At 66.5% G+C, this 17,976-nt stretch carries 12 protein-coding genes; all 12 read right to left on the bottom strand.

All coding sequences use genetic code 11. The features are described from left to right. Positions 1-38 precede the first annotated feature (38 nt). Positions 39-329 (bottom strand): 50S ribosomal protein L23, encoded by a 291-nt coding sequence (gene rplW, locus D456_RS0109575; protein WP_017575953.1) that lies wholly within the window; start codon positions 327-329, stop codon positions 39-41. Next, positions 326-997, bottom strand: coding sequence for a 50S ribosomal protein L4 (rplD, locus tag D456_RS0109570; RefSeq protein ID WP_017575952.1), 672 nt, complete (start codon positions 995-997; stop codon positions 326-328). The genes rplW and rplD overlap by 4 nt, the downstream gene beginning before the upstream one ends. A 3-nt stretch (positions 998-1,000) precedes the next feature. Further along, positions 1,001-1,651: a 50S ribosomal protein L3 gene (rplC, locus tag D456_RS0109565; protein ID WP_017575951.1), complete on the bottom strand. Its 651-nt coding sequence runs from the start codon at positions 1,649-1,651 to the stop codon at positions 1,001-1,003. Positions 1,652-1,663: 12 nt separating this feature from the next. Further along, positions 1,664-1,972 (bottom strand): 30S ribosomal protein S10, encoded by a 309-nt coding sequence (rpsJ, locus tag D456_RS0109560; RefSeq protein WP_014908366.1) that lies wholly within the window; start codon positions 1,970-1,972, stop codon positions 1,664-1,666. Between the two features lie 258 nt (positions 1,973-2,230). Beyond that, the gene (gene tuf, locus D456_RS0109555) at positions 2,231-3,424 is read right to left on the bottom strand and encodes an elongation factor Tu (RefSeq protein WP_017575950.1); all 1,194 of its coding nucleotides are present in this window, start codon (positions 3,422-3,424) and stop codon (positions 2,231-2,233) included. 87 nt (positions 3,425-3,511) lie between these two features. Beyond that, a complete protein-coding gene (gene fusA, locus D456_RS0109550; protein ID WP_017575949.1) occupies positions 3,512-5,623 on the bottom strand; it encodes an elongation factor G in 2,112 nt (703 codons plus the stop codon). 34 nt (positions 5,624-5,657) lie between these two features. Beyond that, the gene (rpsG, locus tag D456_RS0109545; protein WP_017575948.1) at positions 5,658-6,128 is read right to left on the bottom strand and encodes a 30S ribosomal protein S7; all 471 of its coding nucleotides are present in this window, start codon (positions 6,126-6,128) and stop codon (positions 5,658-5,660) included. A 2-nt stretch (positions 6,129-6,130) separates the two neighbouring features. Further along, positions 6,131-6,502 (bottom strand): 30S ribosomal protein S12, encoded by a 372-nt coding sequence (rpsL, locus tag D456_RS0109540; protein ID WP_017575947.1) that lies wholly within the window; start codon positions 6,500-6,502, stop codon positions 6,131-6,133. A gap of 485 nt (positions 6,503-6,987) precedes the next feature. Further along, positions 6,988-9,360: a hypothetical protein gene (locus D456_RS25010; protein WP_026115726.1), complete on the bottom strand. Its 2,373-nt coding sequence runs from the start codon at positions 9,358-9,360 to the stop codon at positions 6,988-6,990. 137 nt (positions 9,361-9,497) lie between these two features. Beyond that, positions 9,498-13,376, bottom strand: a complete 3,879-nt coding sequence (locus tag D456_RS0109530) for a DNA-directed RNA polymerase subunit beta' (protein ID WP_017575946.1) — start codon at positions 13,374-13,376, stop codon at positions 9,498-9,500. A 34-nt stretch (positions 13,377-13,410) separates the two neighbouring features. Then, complete coding sequence (gene rpoB, locus D456_RS0109525; protein ID WP_017575945.1) at positions 13,411-16,878, bottom strand: DNA-directed RNA polymerase subunit beta; 3,468 nt, start codon at positions 16,876-16,878, stop codon at positions 13,411-13,413. Positions 16,879-17,571: 693 nt separating this feature from the next. Further along, on the bottom strand, positions 17,572-17,961 hold the full coding sequence (gene rplL / locus D456_RS0109520) for a 50S ribosomal protein L7/L12 (RefSeq protein WP_017575944.1): 390 nt from the start codon (positions 17,959-17,961) through the stop codon (positions 17,572-17,574). Between the last annotated feature and the right edge of the window lie 15 nt (positions 17,962-17,976).

Raw genomic sequence — 17,976 nt, 5'->3', positions numbered from 1 at the left:
GTCTTGCTTACTGTGGAGCGGTCTGACCCGGCTGGGTCTCAGACACCGAAGATGTCGATACGGTCGCCGTCGGCCAGGCCGACGATCGCCCGCTTGGTGTCGGGACGCTTGCCGTAACCGAAGCGCGTGCGCTTGCGCTTGCCCTTGCGGTTGACCGTGTTCACGCTCGTGACCTTCACATCGAAGATCTTCTCGACCGCGATCTTGATCTGGGTCTTGTTGGCGTCCGGGCGAACGATGAACGTGTACTTGTTCTCGTCCATGAGCCCGTAGCTCTTCTCGGAGATCACCGGTTCGACGATGATGTCCCTGTGGTCGGCGATCCTCACTTGGCGTCCTCCTCGGACTGAACGGCCGCGGAGGCACCGGCCGCGTGGGCCAGGAACTCGGTGTAGCCCGCCTCGGTGAAGACCACGTCGTCCGAGTACAGGACGTCGTAGGTGTTCACCTGGTCCGCGTCGAGGATGTGCACCTCTTCGAGGTTGCGCAGGGCACGCCGGTTGTGCTCGTCCTCACGGGCCAGGACGACGAGGACCTTGTCGGCCTCGCTGACCTGGCGCAGCGCCTTCAGGGCCGTCTGCGTGAGCTTGTTCTCGGCGTCGGCAGCGACGAACTCGCTGACGACGTGGATACGGCCGTGGCTCGCCCGGTCCGAGAGGGCACCGCGCAGGGCGGCAACCTTCATCTTCTTCGGGGTGCGCTGGCTGTAGTCGCGGGGCTGGGGGCCGTGGACCGTGCCACCGCCGACGTACTGCGGAGCGCGGATCGAACCCTGGCGGGCGCGACCGGTGCCCTTCTGCCGGTAGGGCTTCTTACCACCGCCGCGGACGTCGCCGCGGGTCTTGGTGGCGTGGGTGCCCTGGCGGCCGGCGGCCAGCTGAGCGTTCACGACCTGGTGGATCAGCGGGATGCTGACCTGCTGGGCGAAGACACTGTCCGGCAGCTCGACGCTGCCCTTGGCCTTGCCCTCGGGGTTCTTGACCTCGATCTGGGCCATGGCTTACTTGTCCCCCTTCACACCGGTGCGGACCAGCACCAGACCGCCGTTGGGACCGGGAACAGCACCCTTGACCAGGATGAGCCCCTTCTCCGCCTCGACGGAGTGGACGGTCAGGTTCTGGACCGTCTTGCGGACGTTGCCCATACGACCGGCCATCCGCGTGCCCTTGAACACGCGGCCGGGCGTGGCGGCGCCGCCGATGGCGCCCGGGGTGCGGTGCGTGCGGTGGGTACCGTGCGAGGCACCCATACCGCCGAACCCGTGGCGCTTCATGACACCGGCGAAGCCCTTGCCCTTGGTCTTACCGGTCACGTCGACCGACTGGCCGTCCTCGAAGACGGAGGCGTCGATCTCCTCCCCGAGCTGGTACTCGGAGGCGTCCGGGGTACGGACTTCGACGTAGTGGCGGCGCGGGGTCAGGTCGTGCCGACGCAGGTAGTCACCCAGAGGCTTGTTGACCTTGCGCGGGTTGATCTGCCCGTAGCCGAGCTGGATGGCGGAGTAGCCATCGGTGTCGGGGGTCCGGATGCGGCTCACGACGCACGGACCGGCCTTCAGGACGGTGACGGGCACGATCTTGCCCTCGTCGTCGAAGACCTGGGTCATGCCGAGCTTTTCGCCCAGAACTCCCTTGATCTGCTTGGTGGCCATGTCTGTGCGTCCTTAAAGCTTGATCTCGATGTCAACGCCCGCCGGCAGGTCGAGACGCATCAGCGAGTCCACCGTCTTCGGCGTGGGGTCGATGATGTCGATCAACCGCTTGTGGGTGCGCATCTCGAAGTGCTCGCGCGAGTCCTTGTACTTGTGCGGCGATCGGATGACGCAGTAAACGTTCTTCTCCGTCGGCAGCGGCACCGGGCCCGCGACCTGTGCGCCAGTTCGCGTCACGGTCTCGACGATCTTCTTCGCCGAGCTGTCAATGACCTCGTGGTCATAGGCCTTTAGCCGAATGCGGATCTTTTGTCCCGCCATGTGGCCTGCTCGTCCTTCGCTTCAGTGTCCGTAACGGTGTGCATTCCGGTCACAGAAGCCCAGGCCGGACGGAAGATGCCGCCATTGTGGCCGTGAGCCTCTATTCCCTTGAGAAACCGCAACAGGGCTTCCCCCTGCGGCACGCCACCGTCACAGAGCCCGATGACGTCTTCTCGGTGTGGTGGGCGGGCCGTGCTCGCACGACCCGCCCACCTCCCGGGGCGGTGTTCCCACGAGGGGAACGTGTCCCGGTTCGTACTACTTGATGATCTTGGTGACGCGACCGGCACCCACGGTCCGACCACCCTCACGGATGGCGAACTTGAGGCCCTCTTCCATCGCGACCGGCTGGATCAGCACGACGGACATGGCGGTGTTGTCACCCGGCATGACCATCTCGGTGCCCTCCGGCAGCGTCACGACGCCGGTGACGTCGGTGGTGCGGAAGTAGAACTGGGGACGGTAGTTGTTGAAGAACGGCGTGTGGCGGCCACCCTCGTCCTTGGACAGGATGACGACCTGGCCCTCGAACTCCGTGTGCGGGGTGGTCGTGCCCGGCTTGATGACGACCTGGCCGCGCTCGACGTCCTCACGCTTGGTGCCGCGCAGCAGCAGCCCGACGTTGTCGCCGGCCTGACCCTGGTCGAGCAGCTTGCGGAACATCTCCACACCGGTGACCGTGGTGCTCTGCTTGTCTTCCTTGATACCGACGATGTCGACGGTCTCGTTGACGTTGATGATACCGCGCTCGATGCGGCCGGTGACGACGGTCCCGCGGCCGGTGATCGAGAAGACGTCCTCGATCGGCATCAGGAACGGCTTGTCGGTGTCCCGCTCGGGGTCGGGGATGTGGCTGTCCACGGTGCCCATGAGCTCGAGGACGGCGTTCTTCCACTCCTCGTCGCCCTCGAGGGCCTTGAGAGCGGAGACCTTCGTCACCGGGGTGTCGTCGCCGGGGAACTCGTACTCGGTGAGGAGCTCACGGACCTCGAGCTCGACCAGGTCGAAGATCTCGTCGTCGTCGACCATGTCGGCCTTGTTCAGGGCCACCACGATGGCCGGGACGCCGACCTGGCGGGCGAGCAGCACGTGCTCCTTGGTCTGCGGCATGGGGCCGTCGGTGGCCGCCACGACCAGGATGGCACCGTCCATCTGCGCCGCACCGGTGATCATGTTCTTCACGTAGTCGGCGTGACCGGGGCAGTCGACGTGAGCGTAGTGGCGCTCGGTCGTCTCGTACTCGACGTGGGCAACGGAGATCGTGATGCCGCGCTCGCGCTCCTCAGGAGCGTTGTCGATGTCCTCGAACGGGGTGAGCGGGTTCAGGTCCGGGTACGCGTCGTGCAGGACCTTGGTGATCGCAGCCGTCAGCGTGGTCTTGCCGTGGTCAATGTGACCGATGGTGCCGATGTTGACGTGCGGCTTATTCCGCTCGAACTTTTCCTTCGCCACTGGAAGTCTCCTAGACGTACAGAGCTATCTGGATCCGGCCCCCGACCGCTTGTGTGCAGGGGCCGGAACGGGTTACGTGTCCGCGAACTACTCGCCGCGGACCTTCGCCACAATTTCTTGGGCGACGGAAGACGGAACCTCCGCGTAGGAGTCGAACACCATCGAGTAGTTGGCTCGACCCTGGGTACGGCTGCGCAGGTCACCCACGTAGCCGAACATTTCGGAGAGGGGCACGAGGGCCTTGATCAGACGGGTACCGGAACGCTCCTCCATGGACTGAACCTGTCCACGGCGAGAGTTCAGGTCGCCGATCACGTCACCCATGTACTCCTCGGGAGTGGTGACCTCGACGGCCATGACGGGCTCCAGAAGAGCCGGCTTGGCCAGCTGGACGGCCTCCTTGAAGGCCATCGAACCGGCGGTCTTGAAGGCCATCTCGGACGAGTCCACGTCGTGGTACTGACCGTCCTGGAGCGTGACCTTGAGGCCGACCAGCGGGTAGTGCGCGAGCACACCCAGCTCGGCGGCTTCCTGGGCACCGGCGTCGACGGACGGGATGTACTCACGCGGCACGCGGCCACCCGTGATGTTGTCGACGAACTCGTAGCCGTCGGCGGTTCCGTCCTCGCTCTTCAGGGGCTCCAGGTCGATCTTGATCTTGGCGAACTGGCCCGAACCACCCGTCTGCTTCTTGTGGGTGTAGACGTGGCCCTCGACCTTCTTGCGAATGGTCTCGCGGTAGGCCACCTGGGGCTTACCGATGTTCGCCTCGACCTTGAACTCGTCGCGCATGCGGTTGACCAGCACCTCGAGGTGCAGCTCACCCATGCCGGAGATCACGGTCTGACCGGTCTCCTCGTCCGTGGCCACCTGGAAGGTGGGGTCCTCGTCGGCCAAGCGCTGGATCGCGATGCCCAGCTTCTCCTGGTCGCTCTTGGTCTTCGGCTCGATGGCCACCTGGATGACCGGAGCCGGGAAGGTCATGGACTCGAGGACGATGGGGGCACTCGGATCACAGAGGGACTCACCCGTCGTGGTGTCCTTCAGCCCCATGACCGCGACGATGTCACCGGCGCCGGCCTCGGCGATCTCCTCACGCTTGTTGGAGTGCATGCGGTAGATCTTGCCGATGCGCTCCTTGCGGCCCTTGACGCCGTTGAGTACCTGGCTGCCGGTCTTGAGAACACCGGAGTAGATACGCACGTAGGTCAGCTTGCCGAGGTGCGGGTCGCTCATGATCTTGAAGATCAGGGCCGACATCGGCTCCTCGGTGCTGGGCTGGCGGGAGAGCCTGGTCTCCTCGCTCTCGTCCTTGGGGTCGTGGCCCTCGATGGCCTCGACGTCCATGGGCGAGGGCAGGTACGCCGTGATCGCGTCGAGCAGGGGCTGGACGCCCTTGTTCTTGAACGAGGTGCCGCACAGCACCGGCACGGCGGTGCCGGCGATGGTGGCGCGACGGATCGCCGGGACGATCTGCTCAACGGTGGGCTCCTGGCCCTCCAGGTAGAGCTCCATGATCTCGTCGTCGGCGTCGGCCAGCGCCTCGATGAACTGCTCACGAGCCTCACGAGCAGCCTCGACGTGGCTCTCGGGGATCTCGGTCGTCTCGTACATCTCGCCGAGCTTGGCCTCGGCGCTCCAGACGTAGGCCTTCATCCGGACCAGGTCGATGACGCCCTGGAAGTCGCTCTCGGCACCGATGTTGAGCTGGACCGGCATGGCGTTCGCACCCAGGCGCTCGCGGAACTGGTCCACGCAGCGCTGGAACTCGGCGCCGATCTTGTCCATCTTGTTGACGAAGCAGACACGCGGGACGCCGTAGCGGTCGGCCTGACGCCAGACCTGCTCGGACTGGGGTTCGACACCTTCCTTGGCATCGAACACCGCGACGGCACCATCGAGAACACGCAGCGAACGCTCGACCTCGACCGTGAAGTCGACGTGGCCGGGCGTGTCGATGATGTTGATGGTGTAGTCGTCCCAGTGGGTGGTGGTGGCAGCCGAGGTAATGGTGATACCCCGCGACTGCTCCTCCTTCATCCAGTCCATCGTGGCGGCACCGTCGTGGACCTCGCCCACCTTGTGGGTCACACCGGTGTAGTAGAGGATCCGCTCGGTCGTGGTGGTTTTACCCGCGTCGATGTGGGCCATGATGCCGATGTTGCGCACCGTGGCCAGGTCAAGCACGTTCTTAGCCATAAGGCTCGTCGTCCCTCGGTCGGTCTCGTCCGCGTTACCAGCGGTAGTGAGCGAAAGCCCGGTTCGATTCGGCCATCTTGTGCGTGTCCTCACGCTTCTTGACGGCCGCGCCGAGACCGTTGCTGGCGTCGACCAGCTCGTTCATCAGACGCTCGGTCATGGACTTCTCACGACGCCTGCCCGAGAACGTGACCAGCCAGCGCAGGGCCAGCGTGGTGGACCGGGAGGCACGGACCTCGACCGGCACCTGGTAGGTCGCGCCACCGACACGGCGGCTGCGGACCTCGAGCGCGGGCTTGACGTTGTCCAGGGCACGCTTCAGAACGACGAGCGGGTCCTGGCCGGTCTTCTCACGGGCACCCTCGAGGGCGTCGTAGACGATGCCCTGAGCGAGGGAACGCTTGCCGTCGACCAGCACCTTGTTGATCAGTGCGGTGACGAGCGGCGAACCGTAGACCGGGTCGGTGATGAGCTGGCGCTTCGGCGCCGGGCCCTTGCGCGGCATGCTTACTTCTCCTTCTTGGCGCCGTAGCGGCTACGCGCCTGCTTGCGGTTGCGGACACCCTGGGTGTCGAGCGAGCCGCGGACGATTCGGTAGCGGACACCCGGCAGGTCCTTCACACGGCCACCGCGGACCAGCACGATGCTGTGCTCCTGGAGGTTGTGACCGATGCCGGGGATGTAGGCCGTCACCTCGATGCCGCTGCTCAGCTTCACACGGGCGACCTTGCGCAGCGCGGAGTTCGGCTTCTTGGGCGTAGTGGTGTAAACACGCGTGCACACACCACGACGCTGCGGACTCCCCCTCAGCGCCGGGCTGTTGTTCTTTGCGAGCTTGTCCTGTCGGCCCTTGCGGACCAGCTGCTGGATGGTGGGCACCGCGTCTCCGTCTTCCTCGTGACCTACGCCGGTTCTCGTAGCCGATATCGCTATTGACCTGCTGGTTTTCCCGAACCTCCCCGGCCCACGATGTCGGGCGTGTCGCTTTCGACCCGGCGCACGATGACGATGGGTGGGCACACCCGGCCATAAGGCCTTGAAGGGAGGGGGTTCACATGCTGAGCGCGCCCAGAACGATGATCCGCCCACTGGGGCGGGCCGGGCGCCGCACGCACACGTGTGACCCGTCGACTCACGGGCACAATCACACAGGATACCGTTTGCCGGAATTACGGTCAAAACAGCGTGCGACCTGGCGAGAGCCAGCTTTACCGGTCCTCACGTAGCCGTGGGTCTGCCCCCAGTCTACGTGCTTCCGGGCTTGCTTCGTCCCAGTATTTTCCTCTGGGTCGTTCGTCGGGCGACCGAAAACGAGAACGGCCGCTCCCCTCCCGTCCATTATCGGGGAAGAGCGGCCGTGCTCGCTACAGAATCAGGGTGATCGCGAGAGAGGTCACGGTCACCACGATGCCGGCGACGGCGAGGACCGTTCCGGCCATGATCCGCCCGTGCCCGTCGAGCTCGCCCCGGGAGTCCCGGATCTCCCTCTTGGCCTTGGGTCCGGTGACCAGGAGGGCCAGGAGCGCCGTGATCACACCGACGAAGGGGACCAGCGACGCCACACCCAACCAGAGGGTCAGGTTCGCGCCCGGTTCGGTGTCGGCGAGGAAATCCACGCTGTCGTACCCGGGGTAACCGTCACCCGGTTCACCACCGGGGGGACGGTCGTCGAACCCGGGAAAGTCCTCCCTGATGTCGCGGCGCCGGCGCTGGAGACGGCGGGGCTTCTCCGGCATCCCGTAGTCGGCCGGGGTGAACCCGTCCTCGTACTCGCTCTCGTAGTCCTCGTACTCGTCCTCGTACTCGTCCTCGTAGCCGTCCTCGTAGCCGTCGTCGTAACCGTCCTCCCCCGGGCCACCGCCGGAGCGGCGACCGTAGGAGGGCACCGACCCCAGGTCGGAGGGCACCCCGGCAGGAGGCCGGGCAGTGTCCTCATCGGGACCGTCCGGGGACAACGGGGAGAACATCTGCGTCGAGGCACCCTGCTCCTCGCCGACCGGGGGCGCACCGAACATCTGGGTGGCCCCGCCGTCGGCCGGGGACCCGGGGCCGGGTCCCGCCTCTGCACCGGCCCGTGACTGCAGATCGGCCAGGGCCGCGAGGGGGTCGTCGGAGGCAGGAAGGGAACTGTCGGTGCTGCCCGAGCCGCCCCAGTCACCGTGGCGCACCTTCCCGTCCGCTTCCTCGCGGCGGCGTTGCTCGGCCTGGCGGACCGCATCGGGCAGACGGTGGTCGTCACGGGAGAAGGCCCAGGTGTTACCACTGCCGGTACCGAGCTCGTCCGGCTGTTGCGGTTCGGCCGGCCTGGGTCCGGAGAGCTCGTCGTCGTAACCGTCGTCGGACCACGACCGGTCGTCCCCGGTACCCCACCCGTCCTCGGAGGAGCTCCGATCGTCGGCGGCCCCCCAGGAACCCGGCCCCGCAGAACCGGAGAGCTCGTCGCCGTAGCCGTCGTAGCCGTAGGCCGGTCGGCCGCCGTGGGCGAGAGGGTCGGAGCTGCTCCACCCCCCGGTCCCGGCGATGCCCCAGGAGGGGGACTCCTCCGAGGGGGTCCAGGACTCACCCCGGGGGGTGCTCGGCTCGAGGGGATCCGTGCCCGGAACGTTCCAGGAACCGGACCCACCGGACGGGCCTCCGTTGTCCGAGACCTCCCTCTCGGAGCTCGGCCCCCAGGAGGGCACGTGGTCGGCCGGGGGCCAGTGCTCACCGTCGACGGGGGCAGGGGCGCCCGGGCCGAGCGGATCGGCCCCGGCGTCCCAGGAAGAGGACTCAGCCGACGGCGACCAGGGCTCACTGTCGCGGGAGGCCGCCCCCGGAGCCAGGGGATCACTCCCCGGCGCATCCCACGAGGAGGGCCCGCTCGACGGGGTCCAGGGATCCCCGAGGTCGGATGACGGTCCCCCATCGGCGAGCGGATCCGTGTCAGGGCCGCCCCAGGAGGAAGCCTCAGCCGACGGCGACCAGGGCTCACTTCCGTAGGAGGACACATCGCCCACCTGCGGGCCGGCGTCCGCTCCACCCCACGCGGGGACCTCGTCCGACACCGTCCAGAGCACACGGTCCGAGGAAGGCGGACTCGACCCCCGGGCCCCCGCCTCGGCGTCGTGCCACGAGGAGGGCTCGTACGAGGGCGACCACGGCCCCTCGGCGGGACGGTCGTCCTCACCGGGGCTCCATGCCTCCGGGGAAGGCCGGCGACCGGCCTCCGGCGCGGGCTCCTCCGGGGCCCAGGGGTCGGTGGCCGCGAGTGAGGCGTCATGGTCCACCGACCCGGTCGAGGGCCACTCCCCGGCCTCCGTCTCACCAGGAGGTGCCGGGACGTCGGCGCTCGCAGCCACGTTCGGGTACCCGCCCGGACGTTCGCCGTGTTCCTCCCACGGCATCGTCTCCACCGGCGGGCGGTGCGGCACCTCCCGCGCGCCCGGGTACACGAACGGGTTCTGCGACTCGTACGAGGGGGAGGGCTCCGGCTCCTCGGGGACCGAAGGTGTCTGTGGCCCGTCGGAGGTGAACCCGGCCAACGCCTCGGGGTAAGGATCGACCATCTCCGGGCGAGCCGAGCCCGGACCGGCGTACCCTCCGCTGTCCGGGAAGACCGTGCCCCGGTCCTCTTCCTCCCGCTGTTCCTCCAACGGGTCCTGATACTCGGACTGCTTGCGGTGACGGTTCTGACTGGGCCGGAACCACGAATCCGCACTGTTCCGGTCGGAGTCCCGTCCACCTCCGTGTTCGGTCACTGATGTGCCTGCCTTCCGACGCGCCGAAGCGCCCTCTCCCGTCCACACCGGAACGTGTGGACCAACAACGACAAACGGCGGCGGTCCCCACCCCCGTAGGGGCGGGTGGCCGCCGCCGTCAGTACAGCAAACCGTGATTAACGGCTGTACGGTCCGAAGTCGTACTCCTCCAGCGGCACGGCCTCTCCCGAGCCCTGCCCGAAGGTGTACTCACTCGGCTCCTCGTACCCCGAGACGGAGTACATCGAGGCCTTGGCCTCCTCGGTGGGCTCCACCCGGACGTTGCGGTACTGCGGAATACCGGTACCGGCCGGGATGAGCTTACCGATGATGACGTTCTCCTTGAGGCCGAGGAGCGGATCGCTCTTGCCGTGGATCGCGTTCTCGGTGAGGACCCTGGTGGTCTCCTGGAACGAGGCCGCCGACAGCCAGGACTCCGTGGCCAGCGAGGCCTTGGTGATACCCAGCAGCACCGGACGGCCGGAGGCGGGCTGGCCCCCCTCGGACACGACCCTGCGGTTGATCCGCTCGAACTTGGGCCGGTCGACCATCTCACCGGGCAGCAGCTCGGTGTCGCCCGACTCCAGGATGTTCACACGCTTGAGCATCTGCCGGACGATGATCTCGATGTGCTTGTCGTGGATGGACACACCCTGCGACTTGTAGACCTCCTGGACCTCGGACACGAGGTGCTGCTGCACCGCGCGCGGGCCCTGGATACGCAGCACCTCGTGCGGGTTGATCGCACCCTGGATGAGCTGCTGGCCGACCTTGACGTGGTCGCCGTCGCTCACGAGGAGCTGAGCACGCATCGGGACCGGGTAGGCGATCTCGTCCGTGCCGTCGTCGGGGATGACGACGACCTTGCGGCTCTTCTCCGTGTCGTCGATCCGGATCCGGCCCTCCATCTCGGAGATCGGGGCCACACCCTTGGGGATCCGGGCCTCGAAGAGCTCCTGGACACGGGGCAGACCGTGCGTGATGTCCTGACCGGCCGAACCACCCATGTGGAAGGTCCGCATCGTCAGCTGGGTACCGGGCTCACCGATGGACTGGGCCGCGATGATACCGATCGCCTCACCGACGTCCACGGGCTTACCGGTCGCCATGGAGCGGCCGTAGCAGGTGGTGCAGACACCGATCTTGGCCTCGCAGGTCAGCGACGAGCGGATACGGACGCGGGTGATCCCGGCCTTGACCAACTTGTCGATGTTCTGCTCGGAGGTGTCCGACATCGCCGGCAACACGAGGTTGCCGTCGGCGTCGTAAGTGTCCTCGGCGATGGTACGGCCGAAACCGGTGTTCTCCACGTTGTGCTTGCGCACGATGGCACCGGTGGGGCTCTGCTCACCGACCTCGTGCCAGAGCGAACGGTCCGTACCGCAGTCGACCTCGCGGACGATGACGTCCTGGGCCACGTCCACCAGACGACGGGTCAGGTAACCCGAGTCGGCGGTACGCAGCGCGGTGTCGGCCAGACCCTTGCGCTGACCGTGGGTGGAGATGAAGTACTCCAGCACCGACAGGCCCTCGCGGTAGGAGGACTTGATCGGACGCGGGATCGTCTCACCCTTGGTGTTGGAGACCAGACCACGGATGGCGGCGATCTGGCGCACCTGCATCGGGTTACCGCGGGCCCCGGACTGGACCATCATCCACACCGGGTTGTCGACGGGGAAGCTCTCCTCCATGTTCTTGGCGATTTCCCCGGTGGCCTGGGTCCAGACCTCGGTGAGCTCCTGGCGCCGCTCGTCGTCGGTGATGAGACCGCGGTCGAACTCACGCTGGATCTTGTCGGCCTTGCGCTCGTGGTTGTCGAGGATCTCGCCCTTGCGCGGTGGCACGACGACGTCCTCGATACCGATGGTCAGGCCGGACCGGGTGGCCCAGCGGTAACCCGCGTCCTTCAGGGCGTCCAGGGTCGTGGCGACCTGGACCTTGGCGTAGTTCTCGGCGAGGTCGTTGACCAGCGTCGAGATCTGCTTCTTGCCGACCTGGAAGTTGACGTACGGGTAGTCCACCGGCGTGCTCTCGTTGAAGAGGTACCGGCCGAGCGTGGTCTCCAGGGTGTAGGGCTCCCCGGGCTCCCAGTCCTCCGGCGGCGTCCAGTCCTTCGGTGCCGGGGCACCGTCGGCGATCCGCAGGTGGATACGGGCCCGGATGTCCAGCTCGCCCAGGTCGTAGGCCATGAGGGCCTCGGCCGGCGACAGGAACGACCGGCCCTCGCCCGCGACACCGTCCATCTGCGTCGTCAGGTAGTACAGGCCGATGACCATGTCCTGGGTGGGCATCGTCACGGGCTTGCCGTCGGACGGCTTGAGGATGTTGTTGGTGGCCAGCATGAGCAGCCGCGCCTCGGCCTGGGCCTCGGCGGACAGCGGCAGGTGCACGGCCATCTGGTCACCGTCGAAGTCCGCGTTGAACGCAGTACACACGAGCGGGTGGATCTGAATGGCCTTGCCCTCGACCAGCTGCGGCTCGAAGGCCTGGATGCCCAGACGGTGCAGCGTGGGCGCACGGTTGAGCAGCACCGGGTGCTCGGTGATGACCTCTTCGAGGACGTCCCACACGACCGGACGGGACCGCTCGACCATCCGCTTGGCGCTCTTGATGTTCTGCGCGTGGTTCAGGTCGACCAGGCGCTTCATCACGAACGGCTTGAACAGCTCCAGCGCCATCTGCTTGGGCAGACCGCACTGGTGCAGCTTCAGCTGGGGACCGACCACGATGACCGAACGGCCCGAGTAGTCGACGCGCTTGCCCAGCAGGTTCTGCCGGAAACGGCCCTGCTTGCCCTTGAGCATGTCGGACAGCGACTTGAGCGGGCGGTTGCCGGGTCCGGTGACCGGGCGACCGCGGCGGCCGTTGTCGAACAGCGCGTCGACGGCCTCCTGCAGCATCCGCTTCTCGTTGTTGACGATGATCTCGGGCGCGCCCAGGTCCAGAAGCCGCTTGAGGCGGTTGTTCCGGTTGATGACGCGGCGGTACAGGTCGTTGAGGTCGGAGGTCGCGAAACGGCCACCGTCGAGCTGCACCATCGGACGCAGGTCCGGCGGGATGACCGGGATGCAGTCCAGCACCATGCCCATGGGGCTGTTGGTGGTGTTGAGGAACGCCGAGACGACCTTGAGCCGCTTGAGGGCGCGGGCCTTCTTCTGGCCCTTGCCGGTGCGGATGGTCTCGCGGAGCTTCTCCGCCTCCTCGTTCAGCTCGAAGTTGGAGAGCCGGTCCTGGATGGCCTGAGCGCCCATGCCGCCGCGGAAGTACTTGCCGAAACGGTCCCGCATCTCGCGGTAGAGCGCCTCGTCGCCCTCGAGGTCCTGGACCTTGAGGTTCTTGAACCGGTTCCAGACCTCGTCGAGGCGGTCGATCTCCCGCTGGGCGCGGTCGCGCAGCTGGCGCATCTCACGCTCGGCACCCTCGCGGACCTTGCGGCGCGCGTCGCCCTTGGCGCCCTGCTCCTCGAGCTCGGCGAGGTCGGTCTCGAGCTTGCGGTGGCGCTCCTCGAGAGTGGAGTCGCGGCGCTGCTCCAGGTGCTGCTTCTCGACCGCGACACGGGCCTCCAGGGACTGCAGGTCGCGCTCACGGCCCTCGTTGTCCACCCACGTGACCATGTAGGCGGCGAAGTAGATGATCTTCTCGAGGTCCTTCGGCGCCAAGTCCAGCAGGTAACCCAGACGCGAGGGCACACCCTTGAAGTACCAGATGTGCGTGACGGGCGCGGCCAGCTCGATGTGGCCCATCCGCTCACGACGCACCTTGGCACGGGTCACCTCGACGCCGCAGCGCTCACAGATGATGCCCTTGAAACGGACGCGCTTGTATTTGCCGCAGTAGCACTCCCAGTCCCGGGTCGGACCGAAGATCTTCTCGCAGAAGAGGCCGTCCTTCTCGGGCTTGAGGGTGCGGTAGTTGATGGTTTCGGGCTTCTTGACCTCGCCGTGCGACCACTGGCGGATGTCATCGGCCGTCGCGAGACCGATTCGCAGCTCGTCGAAGAAGTTGACGTCGAGCACTTAATTCGTCCTCTGCTCTCGAAGGATGCGGAAGTTAGACCTCTTCGACGCTGCTCGGCTCACGCCGACCCAGGTCGATACCCAGCTCTTCCGCCGCACGGAAGACGTCCTCGTCACTGTCCCGCATCTCGATGGACATACCGTCACTGGACAGCACCTCCACGTTCAGACAGAGCGACTGCATCTCCTTGATGAGCACCTTGAAGGACTCAGGGATGCCCGGCTCGGGGATGTTCTCGCCCTTGACGATGGCCTCGTAGACCTTGACACGACCCACCACGTCGTCGGACTTGATGGTGAGGAGCTCCTGGAGCGCGTAAGCGGCGCCGTAAGCCTCCAGGGCCCAGACCTCCATCTCACCGAAGCGCTGGCCACCGAACTGCGCCTTACCGCCCAGCGGCTGCTGGGTGATCATCGAGTACGGCCCGGTGGAGCGGGCGTGGATCTTGTCGTCCACCAGGTGGTGGAGCTTGAGCATGTACTTGTAACCGACCGAGACCGGCTCGGCGAAGGGCTCACCGGTGCGACCGTCGAACAGCACGGCCTTTCCGTCCTCGTTGATGAGGCGGTCGCCGTCCTGGTCCGGGTTGACCGACCGGATGAGGCCGCTGAGCTCGTCACCGCGGAGGCCGTCGAAGACCGGGGTCGCCACACGGGAGTCGGCCTCGACCTCGGAGACCCCCATCGCGTCCAGGGACTTCTTCCAATCGGTGTCGAGCCCCTCGACGGTCCATCCGTTCTTGGCCAACCACCCCAAGTGGACCTCGAGCACCTGGCCGACGTTCATACGGCCGGGTACACCCAACGGGTTGAGGATGATGTCGATCGGGGTGCCGTCCTCCAGGAAGGGCATGTCCTCCTGGGGGAGGATCTTGGCGATGACACCCTTGTTGCCGTGGCGGCCGGCGATCTTGTCGCCGTCGGTGATCTTGCGCTTCTGGGCCACGTAGACGCGGACCATCTCGTTCACGCCGGGCGCGAGCTCGTCGCCGTCCTCACGGCTGAACACACGCACACCGATGACCTTGCCGGTCTCACCGTGCGGGACCTTCAGGGAGGTGTCGCGGACCTCACGGGCCTTCTCACCGAAGATGGCGCGCAGCAGACGCTCCTCGGGGGTCAGCTCGGTCTCGCCCTTGGGCGTGACCTTGCCGACCAGGATGTCGCCGTCGACGACCTCGGCGCCGATACGGATGATGCCCCGGTCGTCGAGGTCGGCCAGGACCTCCTCGCTGACGTTGGGGATCTCCCGCGTGATCTCCTCCGGGCCCAGCTTGGTGTCCCGGGCGTCGACCTCGTGCTCCTCGATGTGGATCGAGGACATGACGTCGTCCTGCACCAGCCGCTGGGAGAGGATGATGGCGTCCTCGTAGTTGTGCCCCTCCCAGGACATGTACGCCACGAGGAGGTTCTTGCCCAGCGACATCTCGCCCTGGTCCGTGGACGGACCGTCGGCCAGGACGTCGCGCTCCTCGACCCGTACGCCCTCGTGGACGATCGGGCGCTGGTTGAAGCACGTGCCCTGGTTGGAGCGCTCGAACTTACCCATGCGGTAGGTCCTGCGCGTGCCGTCGTCAGCCAGGACGGTGACGTAGTCGGCCGTGACGTCCTCGACGACACCGGCCTTCTCCGCCAGCACGACCTCGCCGGCGTCGGTGGCGGCACGGTACTCCATGCCGGTGCCGACGAACGGGGACTCGGCGCGCAGCAGCGGCACGGCCTGGCGCTGCATGTTGGAACCCATCAGCGCACGGTTGGCGTCGTCGTGCTCCAGGAACGGGATCATGGCGGTGGCGACCGAGACCATCTGGCGCGGCGACACGTCCATGTAGTCGACCTCGTCGGTGCTGACCTGCTCGAAGTCACCACCGCGCCGCCGCACGAGGATGCCCTCCTCGGCGAAGGTGCCGTCGGCGTTCATCGGCGTGTTCGCCTGCGCGATGACGTAACGGTCCTCTTCGTCCGCGGTGAGGTAGTCCACCTCGTCGGTGATGTGACCGTCGACGATCCGGCGGTACGGGGTCTCGACGAAACCGAAGGAATTGATGCGGCCGTAGGCGGCCAGCGAACCGATGAGGCCGATGTTGGGACCTTCAGGGGTCTCGATCGGGCACATACGGCCGTAGTGCGACGGGTGGACGTCGCGGACCTCGAAGCCCGCGCGCTCACGGGACAGACCCCCCGGACCCAGCGCCGACAGACGGCGCTTGTGCGTCAGCCCGGCCAGAGGGTTGGTCTGGTCCATGAACTGGGACAGCTGCGAGGTGCCGAAGAACTCCTTGATGGAGGCCACGACCGGACGGATGTTGATCAGGGTCTGCGGCGTGATCGCCTCGACGTCCTGGGTGGTCATCCGCTCACGGACCACACGCTCCATACGGGCCAGACCCAGGCGGACCTGGTTCTGGATGAGCTCACCGACGGTGCGCAGACGGCGGTTGCCGAAGTGGTCGATGTCGTCGGTCTCGATGACCCGTTCACCGAGCGGGGTCTCCTTCTCGGTCTCACCGGCGTGCAGGCGGACGAGGTAGTCGACCGTGTTGACGATGTCGTCCTCGGTCAGCGTGCCCTGCGTGTAGTCGGTGTCGAGGCCGAGCTTCTTGTTGATCTTGTACCGGCCGACCTTGGCGAGGTCGTAACGCTTCGGGTTGAAGTAGAGGTTCTCCAGAAGCGTCTGGGCCGACTCCTTCGTCGGCGGCTCGCCGGGACGCAGCTTGCGGTAGATGTCCAGCAGGGCGTCGTCAGTGCCGGCGGTCGGGTCCTTCTCCAGGGTGTTGCGGATGGACTCGTACTGACCGAACCGTTCCAGGATCTGGTCGGTGGTCCAGCCCAGCGCCTTGAGCAGGACGGTGACGCCCTGCTTGCGCTTGCGGTCGATGCGCACACCTACGAAGTCGCGCTTGTCGACCTCGAACTCCAGCCATGCACCGCGGGACGGGATGACCTTGCAGCCGTAGAGGTCCTTGTCCGAGGTCTTGTCGACAGAGGTGTCGAAGTAAACGCCCGGGGAGCGAACCAGCTGGGACACGACGACGCGCTCGGTGCCGTTGATGATGAAAGTGCCCTTGCTGGTCATGAGCGGGAAGTCGCCCATGAACACCGTCTGGCTCTTGATCTCACCGGTGTCGTTGTTGATGAACTCCGCCGTGACGAACATCGGGGCGGAGTAGGTCATGTCCTTGTCCTTGCACTCCTCTTCGGAGTACTTGGGCGGCTCGAACCGATGGTCGCGGAACGACAGCGACATCGTGCCCGAGAAGTCCTCGATCGGACTGATCTCCTCGAAGATCTCTTCGAGACCGGACTGCTCCGTAACGTCCTTGCGTCCGACGTTCCGGGCCGCCTCCAGTCGGGCCTGCCACTTCTCGTTTCCCAGGAGCCAGTCGAAGGACTCCGTCTGGAGGGCGAGAAGGTTCGGGACCTCGAGTGGTTCCGGAATACGGGCGAAGGAGACGCGGTGCGGACCAAGTACGTTAGCGGAGGCGTTGCGCGAGGCTGCCAACAGGGGTCCTTCCGAAGGCTTGTGGCGGTTGAAGCGCGCACGCCAGACGATCCGTCACGAGAAGGACCGTCACAACGAGGTCGAGACGGTCGCATCGAGTGGGAACGGCCTACCGGGTTCCGGTTGTACTACGGATGGCGGCAAACGTTCACCAACACAGGGATCACCAAAGGGCAGCGCAAAAGAGCAGTGTAGCCGGAAACTACACCGCTGTCCACCCACGGTCCATAACACCACTCACGACACCGGCAGGATCACCCGCCGAGGGCGATCCGTCAACCCCGAACACCCCGCCCGAGACCGGTCCCTCGTCGCGTTCCTTGCGGCTGGACGAGCGCGCCTGCCCCTGGCCCCAGGAGGGGGATGGTGAGCCAACAGACAACCCGAAGGGTTCCCCCGCGGGCAACGGGTAAACACTCCGCCCGGACCCCGTCAAGAATCCCGGGACGGGAGATTATCGCGTTCAAAGGACAGTTCGCACATGCACTCCCCCGGCACCCACCCGAGCGGCCCGACCAAGCCTGACACATCCCGGCCACCGGACTTCCACGGACACGGCGGCGTTCACGACACACGGGACGCCCCCGCCCGAGGCACTGAGCGGCCCGTGGAGACACGAACGCGGCCGCCCCTCCCTGAAGGGAAGGACGGCCGCGTGAAGCAGACCTGCGGGCATCTGCGGCCCGCGGGAGACTACTTGAGGGTGACGGTGGCGCCGGCGCCCTCGAGGGCCTCCTTGGCCTTGTCCGCGTTCTCCTTGTTGACGCCCTCGAGCAGAGCCTTCGGAGCGTTGTCGACCAGGTCCTTGGCCTCCTTGAGGCCCAGGCTCGTGATGCCGCGGACCTCCTTGATGACCTGGATCTTCTTGTCGCCGGCCGACTCGAGGACGACGTCGAACTCGTTCTTCTCCTCCTCGGCGGCAGCCTCGCCACCGCCACCGGCGGGGGCGGCCACGACGGCGGCGGCCGGGGCGGCGGCCTCGACGTCGAACTTCTCCTCGAAGAGCTTCACGAACTCGGAGAGCTCGAGGAGGGTCATCTCCTCGAACGCAGCAAGCAGGTCCTCGTTGCTGAGCTTCGCCATGGTGCGATCTCTCTT

This window comes from Nocardiopsis kunsanensis DSM 44524 (assembly GCF_000340965.1).
GTDB classification, from domain to species: domain Bacteria; phylum Actinomycetota; class Actinomycetes; order Streptosporangiales; family Streptosporangiaceae; genus Nocardiopsis; species Nocardiopsis kunsanensis.
The sequence above is the reverse complement of the archived record's forward strand: the minus strand, read 5'-3'. Positions and strand labels throughout refer to the sequence as shown.

Bases quoted from the DNA above. Each gene is read 5' to 3' on its own strand.
- fusA (WP_017575949.1), bottom strand. From the start codon at position 5,623: ATGGCTAAGAACGTGCTTGACCTGGCCACGGTGCGCAACATCGGCATC.
- rplC (WP_017575951.1), bottom strand. From the start codon at position 1,651: ATGGCCACCAAGCAGATCAAGGGAGTTCTGGGCGAAAAGCTCGGCATG.
- rpsJ (WP_014908366.1), bottom strand. From the start codon at position 1,972: ATGGCGGGACAAAAGATCCGCATTCGGCTAAAGGCCTATGACCACGAG.
- rpsG (WP_017575948.1), bottom strand. From the start codon at position 6,128: ATGCCGCGCAAGGGCCCGGCGCCGAAGCGCCAGCTCATCACCGACCCG.
- rplL (WP_017575944.1), bottom strand. From the start codon at position 17,961: ATGGCGAAGCTCAGCAACGAGGACCTGCTTGCTGCGTTCGAGGAGATG.
- rplD (WP_017575952.1), bottom strand. From the start codon at position 997: ATGGCCCAGATCGAGGTCAAGAACCCCGAGGGCAAGGCCAAGGGCAGC.